This is a genomic window from Pseudomonas sp. AF03-9 (assembly GCF_020515815.1).
Lineage (GTDB): Bacteria > Pseudomonadota > Gammaproteobacteria > Pseudomonadales > Pseudomonadaceae > Aquipseudomonas.
Genome location: NZ_JAHPJF010000010.1, coordinates 20,636 through 40,099 on the forward strand (window position 1 = coordinate 20,636; position 19,464 = coordinate 40,099).

General features: G+C 51.2%; 19 protein-coding genes and 2 pseudogenes. 8 read left to right on the forward strand and 13 right to left on the reverse strand.

Features of this window, described 5'->3' with window-relative positions; all coding sequences use genetic code 11:
* Positions 1-180: 180 nt before the first annotated feature.
* A complete protein-coding gene (locus LIY36_RS13345; protein WP_226455931.1) occupies positions 181-2,508 on the reverse strand; it encodes an SIR2 family protein in 2,328 nt (775 codons plus the stop codon).
* Between the two features lie 341 nt (positions 2,509-2,849).
* A pseudogene (locus tag LIY36_RS13350) lies at positions 2,850-2,978 on the reverse strand (IS66 family transposase); the annotation flags it as partial.
* Between the two features lie 703 nt (positions 2,979-3,681).
* Here LIY36_RS13350 and LIY36_RS13355 point away from each other — a divergent pair.
* Positions 3,682-4,464 carry a substrate-binding periplasmic protein gene (locus LIY36_RS13355; protein ID WP_065910937.1) on the forward strand — a complete coding sequence of 261 codons (783 nt, stop codon included), beginning with the start codon at positions 3,682-3,684 and terminating at the stop codon, positions 4,462-4,464.
* 467 nt (positions 4,465-4,931) lie between these two features.
* On the opposite strand, the gene LIY36_RS13360 is transcribed toward LIY36_RS13355, so the two are convergent.
* The gene (locus LIY36_RS13360) at positions 4,932-5,711 is read right to left on the reverse strand and encodes an AraC family transcriptional regulator (protein ID WP_026067431.1); all 780 of its coding nucleotides are present in this window, start codon (positions 5,709-5,711) and stop codon (positions 4,932-4,934) included.
* An 87-nt stretch (positions 5,712-5,798) separates the two neighbouring features.
* On the opposite strand from LIY36_RS13360, the gene LIY36_RS13365 reads away from it, so the two are divergent.
* A complete protein-coding gene (locus LIY36_RS13365) occupies positions 5,799-6,404 on the forward strand; it encodes a VOC family protein (protein WP_226455932.1) in 606 nt (201 codons plus the stop codon).
* 311 nt (positions 6,405-6,715) lie between these two features.
* Here LIY36_RS13365 and LIY36_RS13370 read toward each other — a convergent pair whose 3' ends face one another.
* From LIY36_RS13370 to LIY36_RS13395, 6 genes are all read right to left on the reverse strand, one after another.
* Complete coding sequence (locus LIY36_RS13370; RefSeq protein ID WP_130903563.1) at positions 6,716-7,144, reverse strand: DUF4304 domain-containing protein; 429 nt, start codon at positions 7,142-7,144, stop codon at positions 6,716-6,718.
* 52 nt (positions 7,145-7,196) lie between these two features.
* Positions 7,197-8,723, reverse strand: coding sequence for an IS66 family transposase (gene tnpC, locus LIY36_RS13375; protein WP_226455988.1), 1,527 nt, complete (start codon positions 8,721-8,723; stop codon positions 7,197-7,199).
* An 83-nt stretch (positions 8,724-8,806) separates the two neighbouring features.
* Positions 8,807-9,142, reverse strand: a complete 336-nt coding sequence (gene tnpB, locus LIY36_RS13380; RefSeq protein ID WP_137201196.1) for an IS66 family insertion sequence element accessory protein TnpB — start codon at positions 9,140-9,142, stop codon at positions 8,807-8,809.
* Positions 9,139-9,471: an IS66-like element accessory protein TnpA gene (gene tnpA / locus LIY36_RS13385; protein ID WP_137201197.1), complete on the reverse strand. Its 333-nt coding sequence runs from the start codon at positions 9,469-9,471 to the stop codon at positions 9,139-9,141. The genes tnpB and tnpA overlap by 4 nt, the downstream gene beginning before the upstream one ends.
* A 291-nt stretch (positions 9,472-9,762) precedes the next feature.
* A complete protein-coding gene (locus tag LIY36_RS13390; protein ID WP_017530051.1) occupies positions 9,763-10,122 on the reverse strand; it encodes a hypothetical protein in 360 nt (119 codons plus the stop codon).
* Positions 10,123-10,775: 653 nt separating this feature from the next.
* Positions 10,776-11,666 carry a LysR family transcriptional regulator gene (locus LIY36_RS13395; RefSeq protein WP_017530052.1) on the reverse strand — a complete coding sequence of 297 codons (891 nt, stop codon included), beginning with the start codon at positions 11,664-11,666 and terminating at the stop codon, positions 10,776-10,778.
* Between the two features lie 169 nt (positions 11,667-11,835).
* Between LIY36_RS13395 and LIY36_RS13400 the strand changes: the two genes are divergently transcribed.
* The 5 genes and pseudogenes from LIY36_RS13400 to LIY36_RS13420 form a co-directional block, all read left to right on the forward strand.
* Positions 11,836-12,798 (forward strand): alpha/beta fold hydrolase, encoded by a 963-nt coding sequence (locus LIY36_RS13400; protein WP_017530053.1) that lies wholly within the window; start codon positions 11,836-11,838, stop codon positions 12,796-12,798.
* Positions 12,799-13,065: 267 nt separating this feature from the next.
* A complete protein-coding gene (locus tag LIY36_RS13405; protein ID WP_015371108.1) occupies positions 13,066-13,668 on the forward strand; it encodes a hypothetical protein in 603 nt (200 codons plus the stop codon).
* Between the two features lie 29 nt (positions 13,669-13,697).
* Complete coding sequence (locus LIY36_RS13410) at positions 13,698-14,012, forward strand: hypothetical protein (protein WP_015371109.1); 315 nt, start codon at positions 13,698-13,700, stop codon at positions 14,010-14,012.
* Positions 14,013-14,111: 99 nt separating this feature from the next.
* Positions 14,112-14,318 (forward strand): hypothetical protein, encoded by a 207-nt coding sequence (locus tag LIY36_RS13415; protein ID WP_032883549.1) that lies wholly within the window; start codon positions 14,112-14,114, stop codon positions 14,316-14,318.
* A 196-nt stretch (positions 14,319-14,514) separates the two neighbouring features.
* A pseudogene (locus LIY36_RS13420) lies at positions 14,515-14,708 on the forward strand (transposase); the annotation flags it as partial.
* Between the two features lie 443 nt (positions 14,709-15,151).
* Here LIY36_RS13420 and LIY36_RS13425 read toward each other — a convergent pair.
* The 3 genes from LIY36_RS13425 to LIY36_RS27710 form a co-directional block, all read right to left on the reverse strand.
* Entirely contained in the window at positions 15,152-15,589 is a 438-nt protein-coding gene (locus LIY36_RS13425; RefSeq protein WP_226455933.1) for a hypothetical protein, read from the reverse strand.
* Between the two features lie 59 nt (positions 15,590-15,648).
* On the reverse strand, positions 15,649-16,902 hold the full coding sequence (locus LIY36_RS13430) for a sensor histidine kinase (RefSeq protein WP_226455934.1): 1,254 nt from the start codon (positions 16,900-16,902) through the stop codon (positions 15,649-15,651).
* 134 nt (positions 16,903-17,036) lie between these two features.
* Positions 17,037-17,714: a response regulator gene (locus tag LIY36_RS27710; protein WP_017530590.1), complete on the reverse strand. Its 678-nt coding sequence runs from the start codon at positions 17,712-17,714 to the stop codon at positions 17,037-17,039.
* Positions 17,715-17,840: 126 nt separating this feature from the next.
* On the opposite strand from LIY36_RS27710, the gene LIY36_RS13440 reads away from it, so the two are divergent.
* Positions 17,841-18,694 (forward strand): IS5 family transposase gene (locus LIY36_RS13440; RefSeq protein ID WP_085986890.1). Its coding sequence is split into 2 segments (ribosomal slippage): positions 17,841-18,189 and positions 18,189-18,694, totalling 855 coding nucleotides; the frame shifts between segments, so codons are not numbered across the junction.
* 3 nt (positions 18,695-18,697) lie between these two features.
* Here the strand turns inward: LIY36_RS13440 and LIY36_RS13445 are convergent.
* Complete coding sequence (locus LIY36_RS13445) at positions 18,698-19,303, reverse strand: RNA polymerase sigma factor (RefSeq protein ID WP_065881608.1); 606 nt, start codon at positions 19,301-19,303, stop codon at positions 18,698-18,700.
* Positions 19,304-19,464: the final 161 nt, after the last annotated feature.

Consider the following 19,464-nt stretch of genomic DNA (forward strand, 5'->3'; position numbering starts at 1 on the left):
GAAGCGGACCTCTATGCTGGTGCGCTGAAAATGGTGATCCTGAAAATGGGGCAATGGAATCCACTATTTTAAGTGGGCACTATCGCCCTTATGGGCTTGATGGGGAGGTGACATAATCGGGCGTTTGTCCTTTGATTACGGCACCTCCGCACCCACGTAAAAATCAGGAAAAACAATACATCAGCGACGTGAAACTTCTAAATAAGATTTAAGTTTCTGGATTTTTTCTCGATTCATCAAGCCAAACTCGCCATTAGAGTTGAAAAGATCAGTAAGGGAGCGATTGACAACATCCCGGCGCCCATAATCAAACTTAGCGATGATTTTTTGAATGTACGATTGATTGTTGCTTTGATTCTCAAATGATTCGAGATAATGTTCGAGTATTTCAGTAAGCAAGGCAGAGTCCTTGGTCATGTCATATTTCCCACCATATAACTGCGCAAGTATTAGCGTTGCGCTGTAATAAGTCTCATTCTTCAACCTTGCATTATCCAGCCTAACCTTTTTTGCGTGCCTTATCCCTGTATCAATCTCAGACTGGCTCTTGCCAGCCATAAGTTCGCATTTAGCCATCTGCAACCAATAGTGAGAGCTGTCACCAAATGTATCGCTTAGGGCGCTATGAATATTGCGAATTAAATTTGCTGCACCATATTGATCTCGTGAAAATATATCGTTTAGCTTGTCAAATCGAATAATTGTATTGGCGGAGTCTTTAAGGCCGGCATCGTATAGCGCTCGCACAAGTTCCGCTGTTAAATTTACCATTTTAGCGGGGGTTTGCCTGGCTATGTCTCTTATTGCATTAATTAGCCATGACTTTGAATTACTCACAATTATATTGCCAGGGCCTGAGATCTCGCGCTCGGCGTCGAATAGTATTTCGTATTTTTTGGTAAAGTCATCCGGAGCCAAGTACGGATTAACAGCATACACTTGGCTAGATGTTGCCTTTTCAAAAGCTGCACAAAGCAACCCAATTTTAATGGCATCATCATCCAAAGGATTTTCAAATATTTTGGAAGGTCCGATTTCGCCTTTGAATTCTGTGTGGACGCGGTAAGAAAAATCTAGAAGACTTTCGTTTGCCTGTATGGTTGGCAATCCTAATCTATTTAAATTTATGTTGTATTTTTGAGTCTCCGACTCGTCTAACAAGTGACTAATCGAAAGCTCATAATATTTTTGTTGTTTCCTATCGAAAATATTCTTGAAATTTTCAAGGTCTGATTTTGATATTACTATAATAACTCTATTGGTTGGTTCAAGATTTAATGTCAGGAGATCCGATAAGTCGTTATGGCTCAAGCTATTAGAGTCAAACAGAAATATAGTATCCTTCGAGTCCTTAATTGCACGACCTACAGCCTTAGAATAACTGCTGGTTGATGGGAAAAAATGAACATTAAACTCCTTTAACTCCAAATATACTTGCAATAGTAGATTTGTTTTTCCTGAAAACCTTCGGCCCGTAATTATGCTAATGTTATTTTTTATAAGTGGGACTCTGGCACTACCTAAAGCGGTTCGCTGAACTAGGCATGACGGAATACTTGCTTCAAGCTCGTCTTCACTGAACTTGATTACTGGTCCTCCATTTGCAATGTGCTTCAGTATTTCACTTCCAGGTGTCTCTACGATGTTCAAGTTTTTCACTCGCGACTCTATCTCTACTTGCGCGAGTGTGTCATAGAGCCATTCGTATATTTGATCGTACTCATCAAAGTAAATTACATTTGATATGCCATAACTACTCAATGTCATTTCATCAATCAAGCTGGGCTTTGATTTTTTGAGAAAAATTGAATTGGAGAAACTATATTTGTGCGATAGAAGCTGAAGATCAATTTCCTCGTCGAGGCTGCACCCAATAAATAATAGCGACCCATTTTTCGCGAGGTTTCCGAGAAATGTAAGCATTGATTTGTTGCTAGTGACGCTATCGGTATAGTCATGCCAAGTGAAAATCAGCTTCGTGTCAGGATGGGCGCAGTATTCGGTTATGTCGCCATGTATCTTGAATAGACACTTACGAGTGGTAAGGCTTTCGTATGTAATCGGTTTGTGAGGCAGTACCTTGAAATACTTCGGCGCATAACTCTCGATAGCATCGTCGATATTAAATGTGAAAATATTTGGCCAGTCGAGGTCTATGATTTTCTTTTTGCTGTTAGTCAGTTTGACTTTTGAGAATAGAGACTCAAAATATCTAGTCGCTGATGTACTTGGAAAAAGATCGGGCCGCGCCACCATGGAAAAGGCGGTTTTGAGTTTGTTGATGCTTTTGATTTGGGGGATCAGTGCTTCCTCTGTACAGTTTTGGATGCAAATATTTTTGATTCCTTCCATCAGCGTTTCTGCGTTGGGAACTGTACCTTTGTAGCTTTTGCAATCTTTTGTAAGGCCCGCGCCAAAGAAAGGAGTAAGTTCAGAGCGCTTATATAAAAGCTGGATATTTTTTGCAGCAGCAGGATCTGTGAAATGTAAGCTAGTGATGGGGGACATAAGGCATCCGTTCCGTACGATTATTGAATTTTCCTGATGGTAGCAAATAGCCTTAGTAATGCGCGACTCCTCAATCAGCTTCAACGGGACTCGGGTTCGTAGAATATTCGGATGAGTGTTCCGCCCGGAAGCAGCTCCATGAGAAACGACCGCTATTGGCCGATTACTGCCGTTCGTGACGGGCAGCTATCGGCCAAAAGGAGCCAGTCAAAGGCGTCTAGAAAATCAGGGGCGATTCAATAAGTGATTTTCCCGAACACTGGTTCGAATCTTAAAATCGCATCGATATCGGCAAGTTTGGCAAGCCGGATTACTGCGTCCATGGCATCTTCCTTTTTTCTATCCGTGTGATGCACTCGTTGCGCTAGAACCGCTTCTCGCAAAGCATCAACCAGTGCCTGAAGCTGTACACCGGTCTGTCCGACCCATTGGGCCAGTGTTGAGCGCGGGATCGCTAAGAATGCACATCCTTACCCTGAGGATCGCTTCGCGTCACGTACTCAAGGCAGGAGCCGTATGCGGTAGTTCCGCACGTACGGATCTGAGCGGGGGGCGGCAGGTAACTGCCGTCCCTACCGCGACCACTACGGCGGCGGAGGTATTTGGGCCACGCGTTATTTGCGTTGTTCTTTCAGGCGGAGACTGCGGCGGCGTCCAGGGACACCAACACAGTGGCAGCAGCTGGTGGTAAGTGCTTGGTTCAGGAACCACAGGATGCAGTTGTAGCCAGCGTGCCTATCAGTATCATTCAGCGAGACCATCCCGACGCCATAGTCAACAAAGACAACATGGCGGCAGCGCTGGTTAGTGCGGTTATTGGCGTGCTTACTTAGCTCACTCCTCTAGCTCATCCCGCGAGTAACGGTGCATAATCTTGCGCGTAGGTGCTCAACCCGCGCGACTTGTGATGTTTTCAACAAGGGATGGGGTGCTCGTAACAACGCTCTCTCGCGATGGGGTAGCAGCACACATGAAAACAAGCATCTACGTTTTTGTTACTCCCCTTGCGTACATACAGCGACAGCCTTCAAAGGTACGTGCAAGCCAACACTCAGGTTTCATGTGGATGAACTCCTAAGGTGAGAACGAGCCTTAATGCCTATAAGACAGACAATACCTAAGGTTCATGAAGTCCGACTTACCCACAGGATTCGGCGCGTACACAGGTGCAAAATGTTCTCCCCGCTTTTAAGGCAGTTGTGCGCTTTCCTCTTACTCGCTGCCTCAGGCATCTCCGTCGCCTCAGATCCGGCTACAGCGCCGATTCGGGTTGTCACTGAGGAATTGCCGCCATACAACATGGCAGAAAACGGAGTGGTCACAGGCCTGAGTACGGAAATCGTGCAAGCAGTTATGGCCGGTCTCGGGCTCAACTCCAAGATTGAGATTCTGCCTTGGGCTCGCGCCTATGATTTAGCGCAACATTCCGACAACGTCCTGATCTATTCGATGGCAAGAACCCAAGAGCGGGAACATCTCTTCAAATGGGTCGGAGCCATCGCACCGACGAGGTGGTTTCTGTTCAGTCTGTCCGAAAGACCTATTTGGCTGAATTCACTCGACGATGCACGTCAGTATCACATCGCGACTGTCAAACAGGACGTTGGTGAGCAGTACATGATGGCCCACGGGTTCCAGGTGGGCAAAGAGTTACTGTCTAGCAGCATGTACGAGAACACTTACCGCAAGCTTAAGGTCGATCACGTTGAGCTGTGGATCTCCAATGAGCTCAACGCCATTCACCTTATGCGCAAGAATGGGGATGATCCTGAAATGACGATGGTGCGTTCACTGCCGTTACCCGAGCTATCAAGTGAAGAAGGACTGTACATGGCCTTCAGTCCAGCTACGCCAGACGCAACCGTAGAACGGTTTAGGGCAGAATTGGATCGGATCAAGCAAGATGGCACATATCACGCTATCGTCAAAAAATGGCTCCAAGGTCCTTCACATTGAACGCATCGACTGCTGCCTCTCACGAAGATCCCACATCGGCCAGAAGCGGACGTTTAGAACAGAGAAATAAATCTGTTCTCTTTTCCCAATGGACATCATTGCGGCGTACGCAAGGCTATCGCGTGGTGCGCGCAGCGCTCTCTACAAAAGCACCTTAGCACTTAGCGCCGCACAATTAGGCGAAGCATGGACTTCGCGTACACTAACGTTATGCCTGAGCCAATGCACTAACGAACAGCTCGTAGAGTGCTTGTGGTGGTATTGGGGGGAATACGCAACTAGCACGGTTGAAGTTACAAGCGCCAGCTGAGTGCAGCGTGAGTGCCCCACCAGTTAAAAGAAAACTGATGCTCTGGCGACTCCTGAAGTGGCTGGCATTTCTTTCTTCATCTGTTCCAGCACATGGTTGAAGGTCTAGCCTGTAGCGTGCAGAATCGGGTTGGATGGTACAGCGGTTCTTACACCCATCAACTTGATCTAGAAATTGCCTCTTTGCTAATCAGTGTCTGCGCACGCACATATTGTCCTGGCGTAACACCCATTATCCGACGGAACATGGCAATGAAAGCACTAATATTTTCGTAGCCAAGCTCAATCGCCGTTGTCGTCACTGACATCCCCTCGACCAATAGTTGAATAGCGCGCAACGTGCGCGCACGCTGTCGCCATTCAGAAAAACTAAAACCGGTTTCAGCGACCAGACGCCGGGCAAGTGTTCTAGGTGCCATACCTGACCAAGCAGCCCAATCCTCAAGTGATCTATTGTCATCAAGCTGAGCAAGTATCGCATCGGTGATACGCCTCAAGCGCGGGTCATTGGGGTGCGTCAGACCGATGGGTTCAGCGGGTGAGGTAGCAATTTCATCTAAGATGACTGCTGCAACCCGCGACTCCATTTCGTTGCGGGGTGGTTGTCCCCACGACGCAGCGCGGCTTATCGCTTCGCGCAGCAAACTGCTGACCCTAAATGTGCATGGCATTTGATGCAGGATCCCGCACTCTTGCTCCGCGATATAGACCATCGCTCCTGCAAAAGCGCCATGTGACATCATCGCGTGTGCGACACGGGGAGGTATCCAAATGGCATGGGTAGCCGGCACTACCCATGAGCCGCCGTCAGTGCTGACGGAAAGCAGGCCGGCAAGGCTTGCGATTAGTTGGCCTTTCGTATGAGTGTGGGGCGCCGTTTCGCGGATCGCCCGGTCGCGTTGCTCTATCGCCAACAGTGGCATAAGCGCGCGGTTCATGGCTGGTTTACGTTATCCAATGTCATATCCGAGGTAGCCATATCCTGAATGCCTAATGGAGAATAAGACCGGTCAGAGGAATACTCAATGTCTAAAAATCGCAAATGTTGCTTCTCTTGGATTGGCCTGATTATGCGTACCCCTCACACATTTATTTTCTGTGTTTTGGCCGTAACAGCTGGATGCGCAAGCTCACCTCCCTATTTGGCCCGTGAACCTTTAAAGGATCATTTGATGAATTCTAACCACATGGTGCATGCCGTCGATCATATTGGCTTCGCAGTCAGTTCATTGGAAGAAGCCATTCGCTTCTGGACAATTGGACTTGGGTTCACTCTTGAGCGTCAGTCGGAAATGGGCGGATCATTCATTTTGCAAGTAACCGGCACCGCCGATCCGAGCGTGCGAACGGCGATAGTCAAAGGCCCGGATGGCAGCCGAGTAGAGTTGCTGGAATATTCGCAGGGTGAACGCCACGGTATCACTCCACCTACGGCATCAGCGATTGGTTCAGCGCATTTGGCATTGAGAGTGCAGGACATATACGCCGTACTCGAACGCATTGAGCAAGCAGGCTGGAAAGCAAGAGGCAAGCCTCAAGCGATTCCCGCAGGCGCACGCAAGGGAACTCTAGTTGTATATGTGACCGGGCCAGATCAAATCACTCTGGAACTGATGCAGGCTAATGAGTAGCTTCCTGCCGAAGGCTGTTAAGCTTATTTCCCTAAAGCAATTACTTAAAGCGCTCTCCGTCGCGCATGACGTCTCATGCTAACTGGTCTCAATGGTTATCATCGGTTGGCATGTCCCCCGATAGCTTCTCCAGCAGCCTCAAATTTGACCAGTCTGAGCTGGCAATCGACGCGGCCCGCCGCGATCAAAGTTTAGTGCTTACCAGCCCTTGGTTGGTTGAAGAGTAACCGTCCGGTAGACACGTCTTGACGGAATCATCTTAGGCCGATGGCGCGAGCAAGACGCCCCTGTTGACGGTTGCGGTGGAGCATTTATGAGCTTTTGGTGTCCGGGAGGGGGCCTTTGGCCCAGTGATCAGATGCTTCGCCGCTCAGGTAAGGCTGAACCTCGCGGGCCGTATCTGCGAACCGAGTAGTACTGTTTCCTTTATTGTCATATCTGAACCAGTGATCGCCTCCCATAACCGCCCCTAAACGGATACGCTTATTCGGATGCAGGTGTGCCGCGACCACTTTTGTTGGCGGGATCTGTTCACCCCACGACATAGTCACTCCCTCTGCGGGGCTAACAGCTACCTCAATGGCAAATCCCCCTCCATGCCTATCAAATTGAAACGTGATCAGATCAATTTGCTGTCCTGTATTGCGGCGAAAATGGGGAGGCGATCCCTTAAACCCCATGCTGCGAAGGATAGGGATGACATGCTCCTTTAATGCTGCATCGATTTTTTCACGTTCCATTGCATTACTCTATTTGGCAAAAGAGGAAGGTGTTCGGTAATACGCTCAGCGATTAGGTGGACGTCCACTTATGCGGCAGAAGCTCAGTAATCTCGCTCGCCCGCTGTGTAGGCAAGCGTGTAAGAACATCCTTCAAGTAAGCATACGGATCATGCCCGTTGAGCCGCGCCGACTGGATCAAACTCATGATCGCCGCCGCACGTTTACCGCTGCGTAACGAGCCCGCGAACAGCCAGTTCGAGCGCCCAAGAGCCCACGGCCGGATTTGATTCTCGCACCAGTTATTATCTATGGGCACAGCACCGTCATCGAGATAGCGCATCAGCGCTATCCAGCGCTTGAGGCTGTAATCCAGCGCCTTGGCGATGGCCGAACCCTCAGGCACAAGCTGTCTTTGGGCGGTCATCCAGATATGAAGTGCGTCGGCGATTGGCGCTGCTTTTTCCTGCCGTATTCGCTGCCGATCACCCGGCTCCAGCTCTCGGACTTCTCGTTCAACGTCGTACAAGGCCGCGATGTAGTGCAGCGCTTTTTCGGCGACCTGGCTCTTGTTGGTCGCGTGCAAGTCGAAGAACTTCCGGCGGGCATGGGCCATGCAGCCGATCTCCGTAACGCCCAGTTCAAAGCCTGCCTTGTAGCCGGCAAAGTCATCGCAGACCAGCTTGCCGTTCCAACTGCCCAAGAAGGCTCGGGCATGTTCGCCAGCGCGGCTCGGGCTGAAGTCGTAAACGACCGCCGCCAGGCCGGAGAACTGACTGGTGGCATAGGCCCAGACGTAAGCGCGATGAGTTTTTTTCGCGCCAGGCGTCAGCATTTGTACCGGCGTCTCGTCGGCGTGAACGACGCCGTGCGTCAGCACGGCTTCGCGCAGCGCATCAACCAGCGGCTGTAATTGCACGCCGCAGTTGCCCACCCACTGCGCCAAGGTCGAACGGGCGATGGGCAGCCCGGCGCGGCCAAAGATTTTCTCTTGGCGATACAGCGGCAGATGGTCGGCGAACTTGGCCACCATGATGTGGGCCAGCAGGCCAGCTGTCGGGATGCCTTTGTCGATGACCTGCGCCGGTACCGGCGCCTGGATCAGCGTTTCGCACTGTTCGCAGGCCCACTTTCCACGGATGTGACGCTCGACGGTGAATACGCCGGGCGTGTAGTCGAGCTTTTCGCTGGCGTCTTCGCCGATGCGCTTGAGGGCGCAGCCGCACTGGCAGTGGCGGTTGTCCGGTTCGTGATGGATCAGTGTGCGAGGAAACTGCGGTGGCAGCGGTGCGCGCTTGGGTTGCTGGCGCACTTTGGCTTCGACAGGTGCCGGTTGCAGCGCCTCAAGTTCGGCTTCGATAGCGGCGATATCCATATCGATCAAGTCGTCGAGCAGGCTGGCTTGATCCGGGCTCAACTGCTCGCTGCGCTTGGCAAACTTGAAGCGCTTGAGCAGCGCGATCTCGTGGGCCAGTTTCTCGTTGACCGACTTGTGATGAGTGATTTGCTTGTCCATCGTCTCGACGCGCTGGATCAACTGCGCCGCCAAGGCACGCAGTTCTTCAGGGTTTAATTGATCGAGATTCGGATGCGAAGTCATGCCGCCGATTTTGCCAGAGAGGGCTAGTGGCGGCGATAGACTGATGGGCCAATTGCGCGGGCAAGCAGGCCATGGCAGGCGAGCTAGAGCATCGTGATGGCTCCTCCGGAACCGACGCTTTGCCAAGGTAAGCCGAGCACCAAGGCTTGAAGTTGCTCTGCATCCAACTCGACTTCAGAGCCGTGCCGCACGCCCGGCCAAAAGAAACGCCCTTGATTCAAGCGCCGGGCTGCAAGCCAAATCCCCAAGCCATCATGCACCAGCACCTTCATGCGATTGGCACGACGGTTGGCAAACAGATAAGCACAGTGCGGCTTCGCCGCACCGAACACCGCCACGACCCGCGCCAGCGCAGTTTCAGTGCCGGCGCGCATGTCCATGGGCTCGGTGGCGAGCCAGATGGAGTCGATGCGGATCATCGCAGCAGGTCTCGCAGGAAAGCAGAACACGCCGCTGCATTTTCTGCCGGCCAACTCACCACGACTACGCCTTTTGAATGCGGCACTTCGATTCGGATCGTGGCAGGAAGGGCCTGATGCATCGGCACCGGCGGCGATGTCTTGACCGGGATGAAGGCGGTTTGAAGTGTCAGGTTTTTCTGCGCATGCACGCGTATCCATTTATGGACGAGGTTGGCGTTGAGATTGTGGGTCAAGGCGACATTGGCAATCGAGGTGTCAGCCTGCGCACACTCGGCGATTACCTGGGCCTTAAAGGACTTGGAATAGGAACGGCGTTCTTGTGGCATGGGCGTCCGCTTAAAAAGGCTAGAAATGGTGTCCACTTAAATTTAGGTGGACACCATCGCCTCAAGCGACGGTGTCAGGAAGGTGTGTTGCCCGGACGGTTACGTTGAAGAAGACGTACAACTAGGCTTTCTCGTACTTGTCTTTGAATCTGTACTAAAGACTGGCAAGGGCTATTATTTGGTGCAGGCCAAAGATGTGGTGCTGGGTGAAGCAGCCCAACTTTTGCGCCGGTGGCTTTGCGACGTAGCGCAGCGAGTTCAACAAAACTGATGACTTAAGGGCGATGCTTTCTATTTAACGTGAACGGCAGGGGTCGAGAAGGTGACTTTGCCAGACGCCTTTCGCCAAGGCGCCAGGATCAGTGCAATCGCGCAATGCAACCTCACAGGTTCACCGGACGACCGGACGAAGGTGTACACCATTCTGGAGCCCCATTTATGGGGCGGCATGGTGGTGCCGCTCAACAGTTCTCGGCCATGTGCGGTCTCATTAGTCGTTATGACCTCAAAGTCGTATTTGAGCGAGTCGGTGGTTACGTCGTACTGTCCAGCTTGCCGCCGTTTTTTTATCTGGCTCAATCTGTATTGTGTATTCAGTACTCGTCGCGGGTGCTCCTGGAACGGTGCCTTCATTTCTTCGTAGATGTCCATCGTCCTTTCTTACCTGAGCGCAATTTGCCGGCGAGCCATGACAGCGTTATGGCCGGAATTGAGAGAACGGCCGCAACGATGATACCGGCAGCTAGCAACGGGGATGTACCAGAAGTCGCCAAAACCACGGGGACCTGAGAGAGTATTACGATGGCGCCTGCGGACCACTGTGAGCTTTTTAGAACGGCTCCAAGGATCACGGACAACACTAGCGCGGCGGGGTAGATGATGGTCCAGTAACTGGCCAGGTCCCAAGGCTCCTCAGCTCCTGTGATTGCTGAAACAACAGTCCAAAAAAATAGGGACACAACGCAGGTAAAAATAAATGGCATGAATAATTCCTAGACCTTCCGAGCCAGTCGGCGTTGGTCGTTATCGTAATTGTGATGGAGGGGCCAGTCTCTTGATTTTGTCCTTAACCACCTCGTGAAAAAAATGACAAATCCCCGCGATTGCAGCCATCAACATGAAGAGGGGCGCCCAACTTCCAGCAATGGCTTTTGGGTCTACGGCTTGTCCGGCGACCAAAGGCAAAATAACAATAGCCAGCTTAGGAGCGTCCAGCTTTTAGCCCATGTCGTCGGCGTGTCTGCGCCAAAATACCCGATATGAGTCTTATGACATCGGAATGATTACGCACGCCATCGCTGAGCTTACTGATCCAGGCGTTGACGAAACCGAGGAATCGCAAAATCCAGAAATCGCCTCATTTTCAGGGGCATATGCCCCGGTGACATGTGGATCAGGTTGATAGGCGCCGACGAAGGCTCATAGTTATCCAGCACAATCTCCAGCAGTCCCTCGCTGATCGCCTCCGCGACTTGGTAGTGCAATAACTGAACGACTCCAACGCCATCAATAGCGGCCTGCGCTGCTGCGTCAGCGGTCGTCACCGATAAGCGCGGGGTCATCCGCCTCGTTGATTCTGCCACGCCATGTTTTGAGTATTGAAAAGGCATAGGGGCGTCAAGTCGCACGGTTGGCAAGTTCTGCAGGTCTGCGGGACATTCAGGTCTTCCATACGCTTCCAGCAGCCTAGGACTCGCGCAAATTACAGTTCTCATGGCCCCCACCTGAGTGGCGATCATGCCGCTATCAGCGAGTGTTCCAATGCGCACTGCCATGTCCACGTGGTCGTCAACGAGGTGAGCGTTGCGATCAGAAAGCAAGAGCCGGATGTTGATTTCGGAAAACTCCCCTAAAAACGCGTTGACGATCGGCAGCACATGCAGCCGGCCGAACATGATTGGCGCAGTCAGGACCAGTTCGCCCTTGGGGGCAATGAATTCTCCGGCAGCTTCGCGTTCGGCAACCTCCAACTGCTCCAATATTCGGCGTGCAGCAGCCACATAAGCCACCCCTGCATCGGTCAACGAGAGCCTACGCGTGGTCCGAATCAATAAACGGCTACCTATCAGCGTCTCCAGGTCAGAAATTTTCCTGCTGATGGTGGGAAGAGGGATATCGGCTAGCCGCCCGGCTGCCGTCAGGCTGCCAGCATCAATCGCCGCCACGAGCAGCTTCATTGCCTCAAATCTGTCCATGGAATATTCCAATATTTGGTAGGGAGATTACCAATGTTCTCAGATTATGTTGGGTTATTGAAACGGGCAATATAGCCATATCAAGTTGGTGCGCCTGAAGCTCGACAAGCCATGAACTCACCGCCTGATAGCCCACTTATCTTTTTCATTCAGTGTCCAAGGAGTTTGCATGAGCATTAAGACTTTGTTAGCCGCCACTGCCCTTAGTGCAGCGCTCGCCAGCGCAGGAGTGGAAGCAGCCGACATTAGCCACCAAAGGGCAAGCGACGTACAACACCATTTTGTAGAGGTAAAAGGGGTCCGCATCTTCTATCGGGAAGCGGGCGACCCATCGGCGCCAACCATCGTGTTGCTTCATGGATTCCCTACCTCATCATTCATGTATCGCGACTTGATGTCGAAGCTAGCGGACCGTTACCACGTGATTGCCCCTGACTTCCCAGGTTTTGGATTCTCGGACAGCCCTGATCGGGCGAAGTACTCATACACGTTCGACAACATCGCCAAAACCATGGACGGATTTACTGAAGCGCTTGCGCTGAATCGCTACGCTCTTCAAGTGTTCGACTACGGTGCGCCTGTAGGCTGGCGGATGGCCGTCGCACACCCCGATAGAATCAGCGCAATCATCAGCCAAAACGGGAATGCTTACGTTGAAGGCCTCAGCGAGGGCTGGAACCCGATTCAACGTTACTGGAACGCTCCCACTGCCGAGAACCGCAACGCATTGCGCGAGCTGCTCAAACCAGAATCAATCAAGTGGCAATACACGCATGGCGTAGCGGACCCTGACAGTATCGCACCTGAAACATACACCTTGGATTACGCGTTCGTTTCGCGACCAGGTAACGATGAAATCCAGCTAGACCTGTTCGCAGACTATGCTACCAACGTGAAGCGCTACCCCGAGTTCCAGGCGTATTTCCGCAAATATCAGCCGCCGATGTTGGCCGTCTGGGGAAAGAACGATCCGTTTTTTCTCCCGGCAGGAGCGAACGCGTTCAAGCGTGATATTCCCAAAGCTGAGGTACATCTCTACGACACCGGGCACTTCGCACTGGAAACACACTTGAACGAGATCAGTGGCGAAATCCACCGTTTCCTAGACCGGAATGTGGTGCAGCAAAAATAAGTCCTGTCGCACTTCTGCAACGGCGGGCCGTGCGCTCGCTGTTGCTGGTCCTCTCTACTCACTCGTTAGCGTGTTGTGTGTTACGTGGCTCAATAGCGCCTAGCTTCGTAGAAACATCCGACTGACTGCTTTTGGCCGATTTCTGCCTGTCGCGACCGGTTGAAACCGATATCGTCGCGACGATTCAGCCACAAAATTTTCAGCTTTTACGCAATGCGCCTCCTCTTTTGCTGTCTGTAACCCTGACTCCGCAAAAGGAAAGGCTTCATGTCGATACGCCCTCTGCTCTGCCTGCTTGCATTGCCGTTGTTCGCAGGCTGCCAGTTTTTGCCCCATACCAACTACTTTACCGCGCCCGAAAACGAGCCCAACCCTGCCTGGGTACGTATCGTCGACTACACGCAGCACGCCGAAATTTACCAATACGAAAACGGCAAACGTTCGGGCGGCGCCGTTCGCACCGGCCCCCTGCCGTTCACCCACACACAGGACGTGGGCATGCCAAAGGCAGGGCAAGACCTTACATGGGACTATTACGAAACGCAGATCCGACCCGGTATCGAAACGCAAGTGGATCTATTCTGGGAGGGGACACGCACTCGTTCCTGCTATGTCTCGACTAAGTTCACGCCCCAAGCCGGACGCTATTACCAGTTCAGGCTGACATCCGGCTCATCAGGCAACTGTAGGTTATACGCATCACTGATCGAGCGCGACAAGGAAGGAAGCGGTTGGCATCTCACGCCAAACCCGCAGGTGACCTATAACGGCGATGGACCGACGGCCAAAACCCATTACGAGAACAGCCGCTTTGAGAACCCCAATTATCGTCCACCCGCGGATCTCTATCCGGGGATAGACGTTTACTAAACAGGTAAACGACTACAAGGAATCGTTGATTGGCTAGCGCAAAATACTTCCGAATGATCGGTGAGCGAGCCTCAGAGGATCTGTTTGCATGGTCGGCATTTGTCGTGCAAACAGAATTCCTATGGCAAGACACGGCGTCAGTCCAGGACGCCGTCGCTTGGCAGCGTGTTTGGTTCGAGCTGGAAATACTCAACGGGCTTGCATTGGCGCAATGGGAGGATGAGGGAAAGCCTGATAACTGGTCGTGCCGCTGGAACGCCGACTATCGACAAGAAGCGGCGGTCCTGGCGAATGAGTTGTTGGAGCTGCTGTGCGATGCAGTCTGTTCAAAACATGCCGAATAGAAACTCGGCTGCTCAATGAACCTTTGTCTTTGGGGACTTGTCATTACGAAAATGGGCATGACCCGGTATATCCGGCTAGACCTGTCGCAAGGTGAGTATATGGAAGACATAGATGATTTTAGATTTAGATGCCACGAGCTACTAGTTGAGCTTGATGCCGCCAATACCAAAATGATGATGATGGTGGTCTCGAAGAGAGTTTCAGGGCCTGATTGGGATGAGGAAGTCAAAAAGCATCATGAAGCATACAAGGCCTGGAACTCTTTTCTTCATCCCGTTACCGTCCCTCCAGACGATCAGCATTAGTTCTTATTAAGTGGCCAGAAGGTTCCCGAACAATGGGGCTGGGCACGACCAAGTGTTGTAAATGCTTCTATCGTATCGGGCCGGAATCAGTCTGGGGTATCGCCATTGCCAGCTTTGAGTCGAAAGCGGCTTTTAGGGTTTGTCTGAAAAGTTGCTTTGGCTAAGATGACGTGCTCTGGTTGCTGGGAGGGCCGTTATGGCAGGCCGATATGAAATCTCATCTGCACGTTGGGCGATGATCGAATCCATCGTTCCCCTCCTCAACGCATGGGACGCCCAAGGCGCGATGACCGTCAGATGCTTAACGGTATCTTCTGGATATTGTGCTCGGGCGCCAAATGGCGGGATCTTCCAGAGCGCTTTGGGCCTTGGAAGACTGTTTGTGACCGCTGATGACGGATTGCCCCTGTTGCGGAAGGGACGCTTACCCGGTCAGCTCGCGAATTACCCAGAGCCAATGATCGTTTACGTCACAACAGCCCGGGTCAGCTAAATATCAGCAACTGGATCAATCTCGCTCCAGCGCCAACAATGGTCTTTCAGCATGGCCACGCCTACCGACACTTGGCCAATCGGTCACCATTATTCAGAGCATATTGCGATCAAGCTTTACGGCTCCGTCCGATACCCTGATGCATTCAAACACCCAACCATAGAATGCTACCTACATTTAGGCCCACTACTCCTAAGCGACAAGTCGGCTCCTCGCTGCATCGACTCTATGCAGGCGACTGGCAAACGGCTCATTGCATATGTCGCCGTTGACCTATAAAAGCAGATTGAACAATTATGCGGGATTTTTCCAATAGTACTTGGAGTACTCACGGCATGAACTAGAGTTCGTTAGCGCAATTTATATCGCCGTCAGCCCAGCGCTTGATATCACTTATCTTCGGCGATCTAGCACCGAGACTCAAGATGTTCTTTGTTGTGTACAACCTGACCTGTGCTTTGTTCGCATCATGTCTTTCTATTTCAATTAGGGCGTTGTTAATCAACAGTCCTTCCGAAAGGAGCTTTTGATTGATCTCACCTTCACTGCGCTCGTCGCTAAACTCGCTTAATACGATGATCGGCTTTCCTGTATATGTCTCATGTTCCAGGCATTGTCTTGCCATTAGTCTTAAGTTTCGATAAGTATCGGAGGGCGTCTTCTCGCTAGTGAAGCTGCCGTCATAAGATGAATGACTACTTTTTAATTCGCTGACGGTTATAGCGCACCCGCTGATTGAGATAGAAAAGAATAGTATAGGCAAGGATAAATATTTCAATTTCAACTCCATTGTTCTGGTATGGGCCCTCCGCCGGGCAGGCATCAAATCATGCTTTTTCAGTCGGAATTGTGTTTTGGAAAATCAACAGTCGCCAGGAGTCCACCCTCTGCAGATGTACTTAGCCATACGTTGCTGTTGTGCTGCAGTGCAACCGCTTTGACTATTGCGAGCCCCAGTCCGCTGCCGCTTTGCATTTGATTGGGCTCGCGAAAAAACCTATCGAAGACTCGCGCCCTTAATTCAAATGGAATGCCAGGGCCTGCATCTGAGACACGTAGCTGAGTAGATTTATCAAGTGATCTCACATCTACCTCAACGCGTCCGCCCTCAGGGCTGTACTTCACGGCATTTTCAATTAAGTTATCAATCAGCGACATAAGGCGTTCCCTGATGCCATTGATCCAGCTTTCACCATCAGAGTAGAATTCAAGTTCAATCCTACGCTCAGCCGCTAGGGGGGCCAGCGCAGCCATTTGCTCTTGTATGAGGGTCGTCAGCGGCACAGCCTCCATAACAGTGTCGATGCTTGCTTCGCTATGCATCAGCAGCAATAACTGATTGACGAGACGCGCAGCACGGCTATTGCTGCGAATAATCCCTGCAAGCAGCTCCTGTTGATTAGTGCTGCTTACATAGGACTGCAAAGCCTCAACATTGATTCGCATTGCAGCCAGGGGAGTACGCAGCTCATGAGCGGCATCTGCAATGAAAACCCGTTCCCTCTCAGAACTTGCTCGCACTCTGGCAAGAAATAGATTAGTCGCGTCCACCATTTGGCGAAGCTCTATCTGCTTTGGTCCTTCTTTTAAGGGGGAGAGATCTTCTAAAGTTCGCAAAGAAATACCATTTATCACCTTGCTCCAAGGGCGCATTGCAATACGGACTGATAGCCATGCGGGAAAAAAAAGAAAAGGAATGCACACCAGCAGCGGCAATATGTAGTATCCACGAGAGTTCAGGTATATGAAGAAGTTCCAGCCTCCGGCAGGGGTAATAAGTGTTACCTCCGCGTCGGAGTTCCCTGATTTGAGAGTACGGCTATTCCAGCTGCGCCCCTCACTCTGAATGCTCTGAATTTCTCCATACCTGCTATTTGTTACTCCTGTCGGAGCACCATCAGATGAATAAATTATCTTTCTATTCTTACGAACAATGAGGCTGATTGACAGTTTGGGATCTTCACCTCCGCCATAACCTTCCTGCAATGCTTCGCTGAACTTTTCCAGCACAGTAGTGAGGTCCTGCGGGCGATCATCCATGCGCTTAACTAATGTAAGAATGGTTTCGTAAGTATTGCTACCCGTGAGCATAGAGGGGCTTCGCAAGTTCTCCCACAAGATGTAGGTCAGAAAAAGACACCAAAGCAGTGTAAGTAGTAGCATCTGGGCGAGTATAATTCGTCTTACAAGCGTTGGAGTTTTCAAGTTGAGCCAAAAATTTCGCATCAACCAATCCCTTTCTGAATTGTAGCGGTATCAATGACATACCCCACACCCCGCACCGTTCGCACATAGCCTTCGCCGATTTTGCGACGCAAATTTCCCATATGCACATCCAGCGGATTACTCATATTTTCTTTCGCGCCGAATAGCCTTTCCTCCAGAAAACGTCGTGTAAGCACGCGGTCAGCGCGCATCATTAAAATTTCAAGCAGGGCGTATTCACTTGCCGTTAAATCAACATTACGTCCACTAACTGTCACGCGACGAGTCGGCATATGAAGAAATAATCCTCGAATTTCTATCACCTCATTTTGAAAACCGTAACTGCGTCGGGCCAGTGCTCTCACCCTAGCCAACAACTCGGCGAGAACAAATGGTTTTACCAGATAGTCGTCTGCACCCGCATCGAGCCCACACAGGCGATCTTGCAGAGTGCCTCTTGCAGTCAGGATGATGACGGGGATCCCCCTGAACTGCTGACGTAAGCATGCTACCAGGCTCATGCCGTCACCGTCGGGCAGTCCGAGGTCGAGTAGCACAAGTTCTGGTACGCAGACATCGAGCTGATGCAACGCATCTACTTTTCGGCGAACCCATATGACATCTAACCCTTGATCTGCAAGTGCGATACGAACGCCATTGCCGAGATCCAGGTCGTCTTCGATTAGGAGAATTTTCACAATAGTTACGTTATCAAAAGTGAATGAAGAACGTCTGAAGAAAAAATATATTAGGAAATCTATTAGGATTTGTCTGAAAAGTCTCTTTGACTAAAATGATGCCCTCTGATTGCCAAGAGGGCCGTCATGACAGGCCGCTATGAAATTTCATCTGAGCGTTGGGCGATGATCGAAGCCATCGTTTCTCCTCCTCAACACATGGGGCGGCCAAGGCGCGATGACCGCCAGATGCTTAACGGAATCTTCTGGATTTTGTGCTCTGGTGCCAAATGGCGAGATCTTCCAGAGCGCTTTGGGCCTTGGAAGACCGTTTACCAGCGTTTCCGACAATGGCGTGACAACGGCACTTTTGAGCAGGTTCTGCGCCATTTACACCTTCGTTTGTGCGAAGATGGCTTTATCGATCTGAATACCTGGATGGTCGATTCGACATCGATTCGAGCTACCCGAGCGGCCAGCGGTGCTGGAAAAAAAGGGGCCCGCAAGAACCGCAACACCACTGCCTAGGCCGTAGCCGAGGCGGATTGACCACCAAAATACATCTCGCCTGCGACAGCCATGGCTTCCCCCTGGCTGTCATGTTGTCGCCCGGTCAAGAAGCCGACTCGCGCTATTTCATGCCGCTACTGGAACAGATCAGCCTGCCAGGCAGCAAGGGTCGTCCGCGTAAGCGTTGCCGATGTGTACTGGCGGACAAGGGCTATGACAGCCAGATACTGCGTCAGTACTGTGACCGCTACGGCATGCAGCCGATCATTCCCTTGCGCAAGATGCATCGCAAGCCTCGACCAGGCCTGCCTCGACTGTTCGACAGGCCACAATATAAAAAGCGCAACGTGATCGAACGGCTGTTCAGTTGGCTCAAAGAAAAACGTCGGCTCTGTACGCGATACGAAAAACTGGCGAGCAGCTTCAAAGCCATGGTTACACTGGCCTGTATCGAGAAATGCTTGCGGGCTGACTTTTCAGACAAACCCTAATGCTCACATATCAAGAGCGGACTGGTACTTCGCTATTGCAGAAAAAACCTTTAAACGAGCTCGGTGCAATAGCACTCTTACGTTAGTCAGCGATATCCCAAGAAGCGTAGAAATTTCGTTTAGATCCAACCCAGAGCGCTCCCTCAATATCAATACGCTTCTCTGCAATTCCGGTAGAGTCTCGAGAGCAATGTTGATGCGAGCATATAGCTCGGATTCGCTCAGAAGTGCTTCAGGGCTATCTTCATGCGATATCACGGAAGGAGTGTAGGAATAATCACCTACGACTAAAACGCCTCCTCCCTCAATCCACGAGGTACATGGAATACAATTCGACTCACTTCGCCGAGCTTTATATCGGCACTTCGCCGTATTGGACGTGACGGCCATCATCCAGGTTCTTAAGCTAGATCGTCTCTGAAATTTGCCTATGCCTTTCACAATCGCAAGCCATGCCTCTTGCACTACGTCATCTGCATGGTGCCGCCCCACGATTCCATAAGCTATGGCCTTCATGGCTCCCTGATGCGTGCACACCAAATCACGATATGCGTCTTGTTCTCCGCGCAATAGGCGGTCCAAAAAATGAGCGTCATCCTTGGCGTTCATGGCAGTACCTAACTGTGGTCGTATCATGATCGTAGCTGTCCTTGGCAGAGATGACGGTTCGGATCATGAAATGCCTAACCACTCATCGCACTGCATCGCTTGATAATCTCGGATACTCATCGCACTCGAGCCCTCAAGAGCACATACGGATCAACCCATTC

Excerpts from the sequence above, each read along its gene's own strand:
- LIY36_RS13345 (WP_226455931.1), bottom strand. The coding sequence starts at position 2,508 with ATGTCCCCCATCACTAGCTTACATTTCACAGATCCTGCTGCTGCAAAA.
- LIY36_RS13355 (WP_065910937.1), top strand. The coding sequence starts at position 3,682 with ATGTTCTCCCCGCTTTTAAGGCAGTTGTGCGCTTTCCTCTTACTCGCT.
- LIY36_RS13360 (WP_026067431.1), bottom strand. The coding sequence starts at position 5,711 with ATGAACCGCGCGCTTATGCCACTGTTGGCGATAGAGCAACGCGACCGG.
- LIY36_RS13365 (WP_226455932.1), top strand. The coding sequence starts at position 5,799 with ATGTCTAAAAATCGCAAATGTTGCTTCTCTTGGATTGGCCTGATTATG.
- LIY36_RS13370 (WP_130903563.1), bottom strand. The coding sequence starts at position 7,144 with ATGGAACGTGAAAAAATCGATGCAGCATTAAAGGAGCATGTCATCCCT.
- tnpC (WP_226455988.1), bottom strand. The coding sequence starts at position 8,723 with ATGACTTCGCATCCGAATCTCGATCAATTAAACCCTGAAGAACTGCGT.
- tnpB (WP_137201196.1), bottom strand. The coding sequence starts at position 9,142 with ATGATCCGCATCGACTCCATCTGGCTCGCCACCGAGCCCATGGACATG.
- tnpA (WP_137201197.1), bottom strand. The coding sequence starts at position 9,471 with ATGCCACAAGAACGCCGTTCCTATTCCAAGTCCTTTAAGGCCCAGGTA.
- LIY36_RS13390 (WP_017530051.1), bottom strand. The coding sequence starts at position 10,122 with ATGGACATCTACGAAGAAATGAAGGCACCGTTCCAGGAGCACCCGCGA.
- LIY36_RS13395 (WP_017530052.1), bottom strand. The coding sequence starts at position 11,666 with ATGGACAGATTTGAGGCAATGAAGCTGCTCGTGGCGGCGATTGATGCT.
- LIY36_RS13400 (WP_017530053.1), top strand. The coding sequence starts at position 11,836 with ATGAGCATTAAGACTTTGTTAGCCGCCACTGCCCTTAGTGCAGCGCTC.
- LIY36_RS13405 (WP_015371108.1), top strand. The coding sequence starts at position 13,066 with ATGTCGATACGCCCTCTGCTCTGCCTGCTTGCATTGCCGTTGTTCGCA.
- LIY36_RS13415 (WP_032883549.1), top strand. The coding sequence starts at position 14,112 with ATGGAAGACATAGATGATTTTAGATTTAGATGCCACGAGCTACTAGTT.
- LIY36_RS13430 (WP_226455934.1), bottom strand. The coding sequence starts at position 16,902 with ATGCTCACGGGTAGCAATACTTACGAAACCATTCTTACATTAGTTAAG.
- LIY36_RS13445 (WP_065881608.1), bottom strand. The coding sequence starts at position 19,303 with ATGAACGCCAAGGATGACGCTCATTTTTTGGACCGCCTATTGCGCGGA.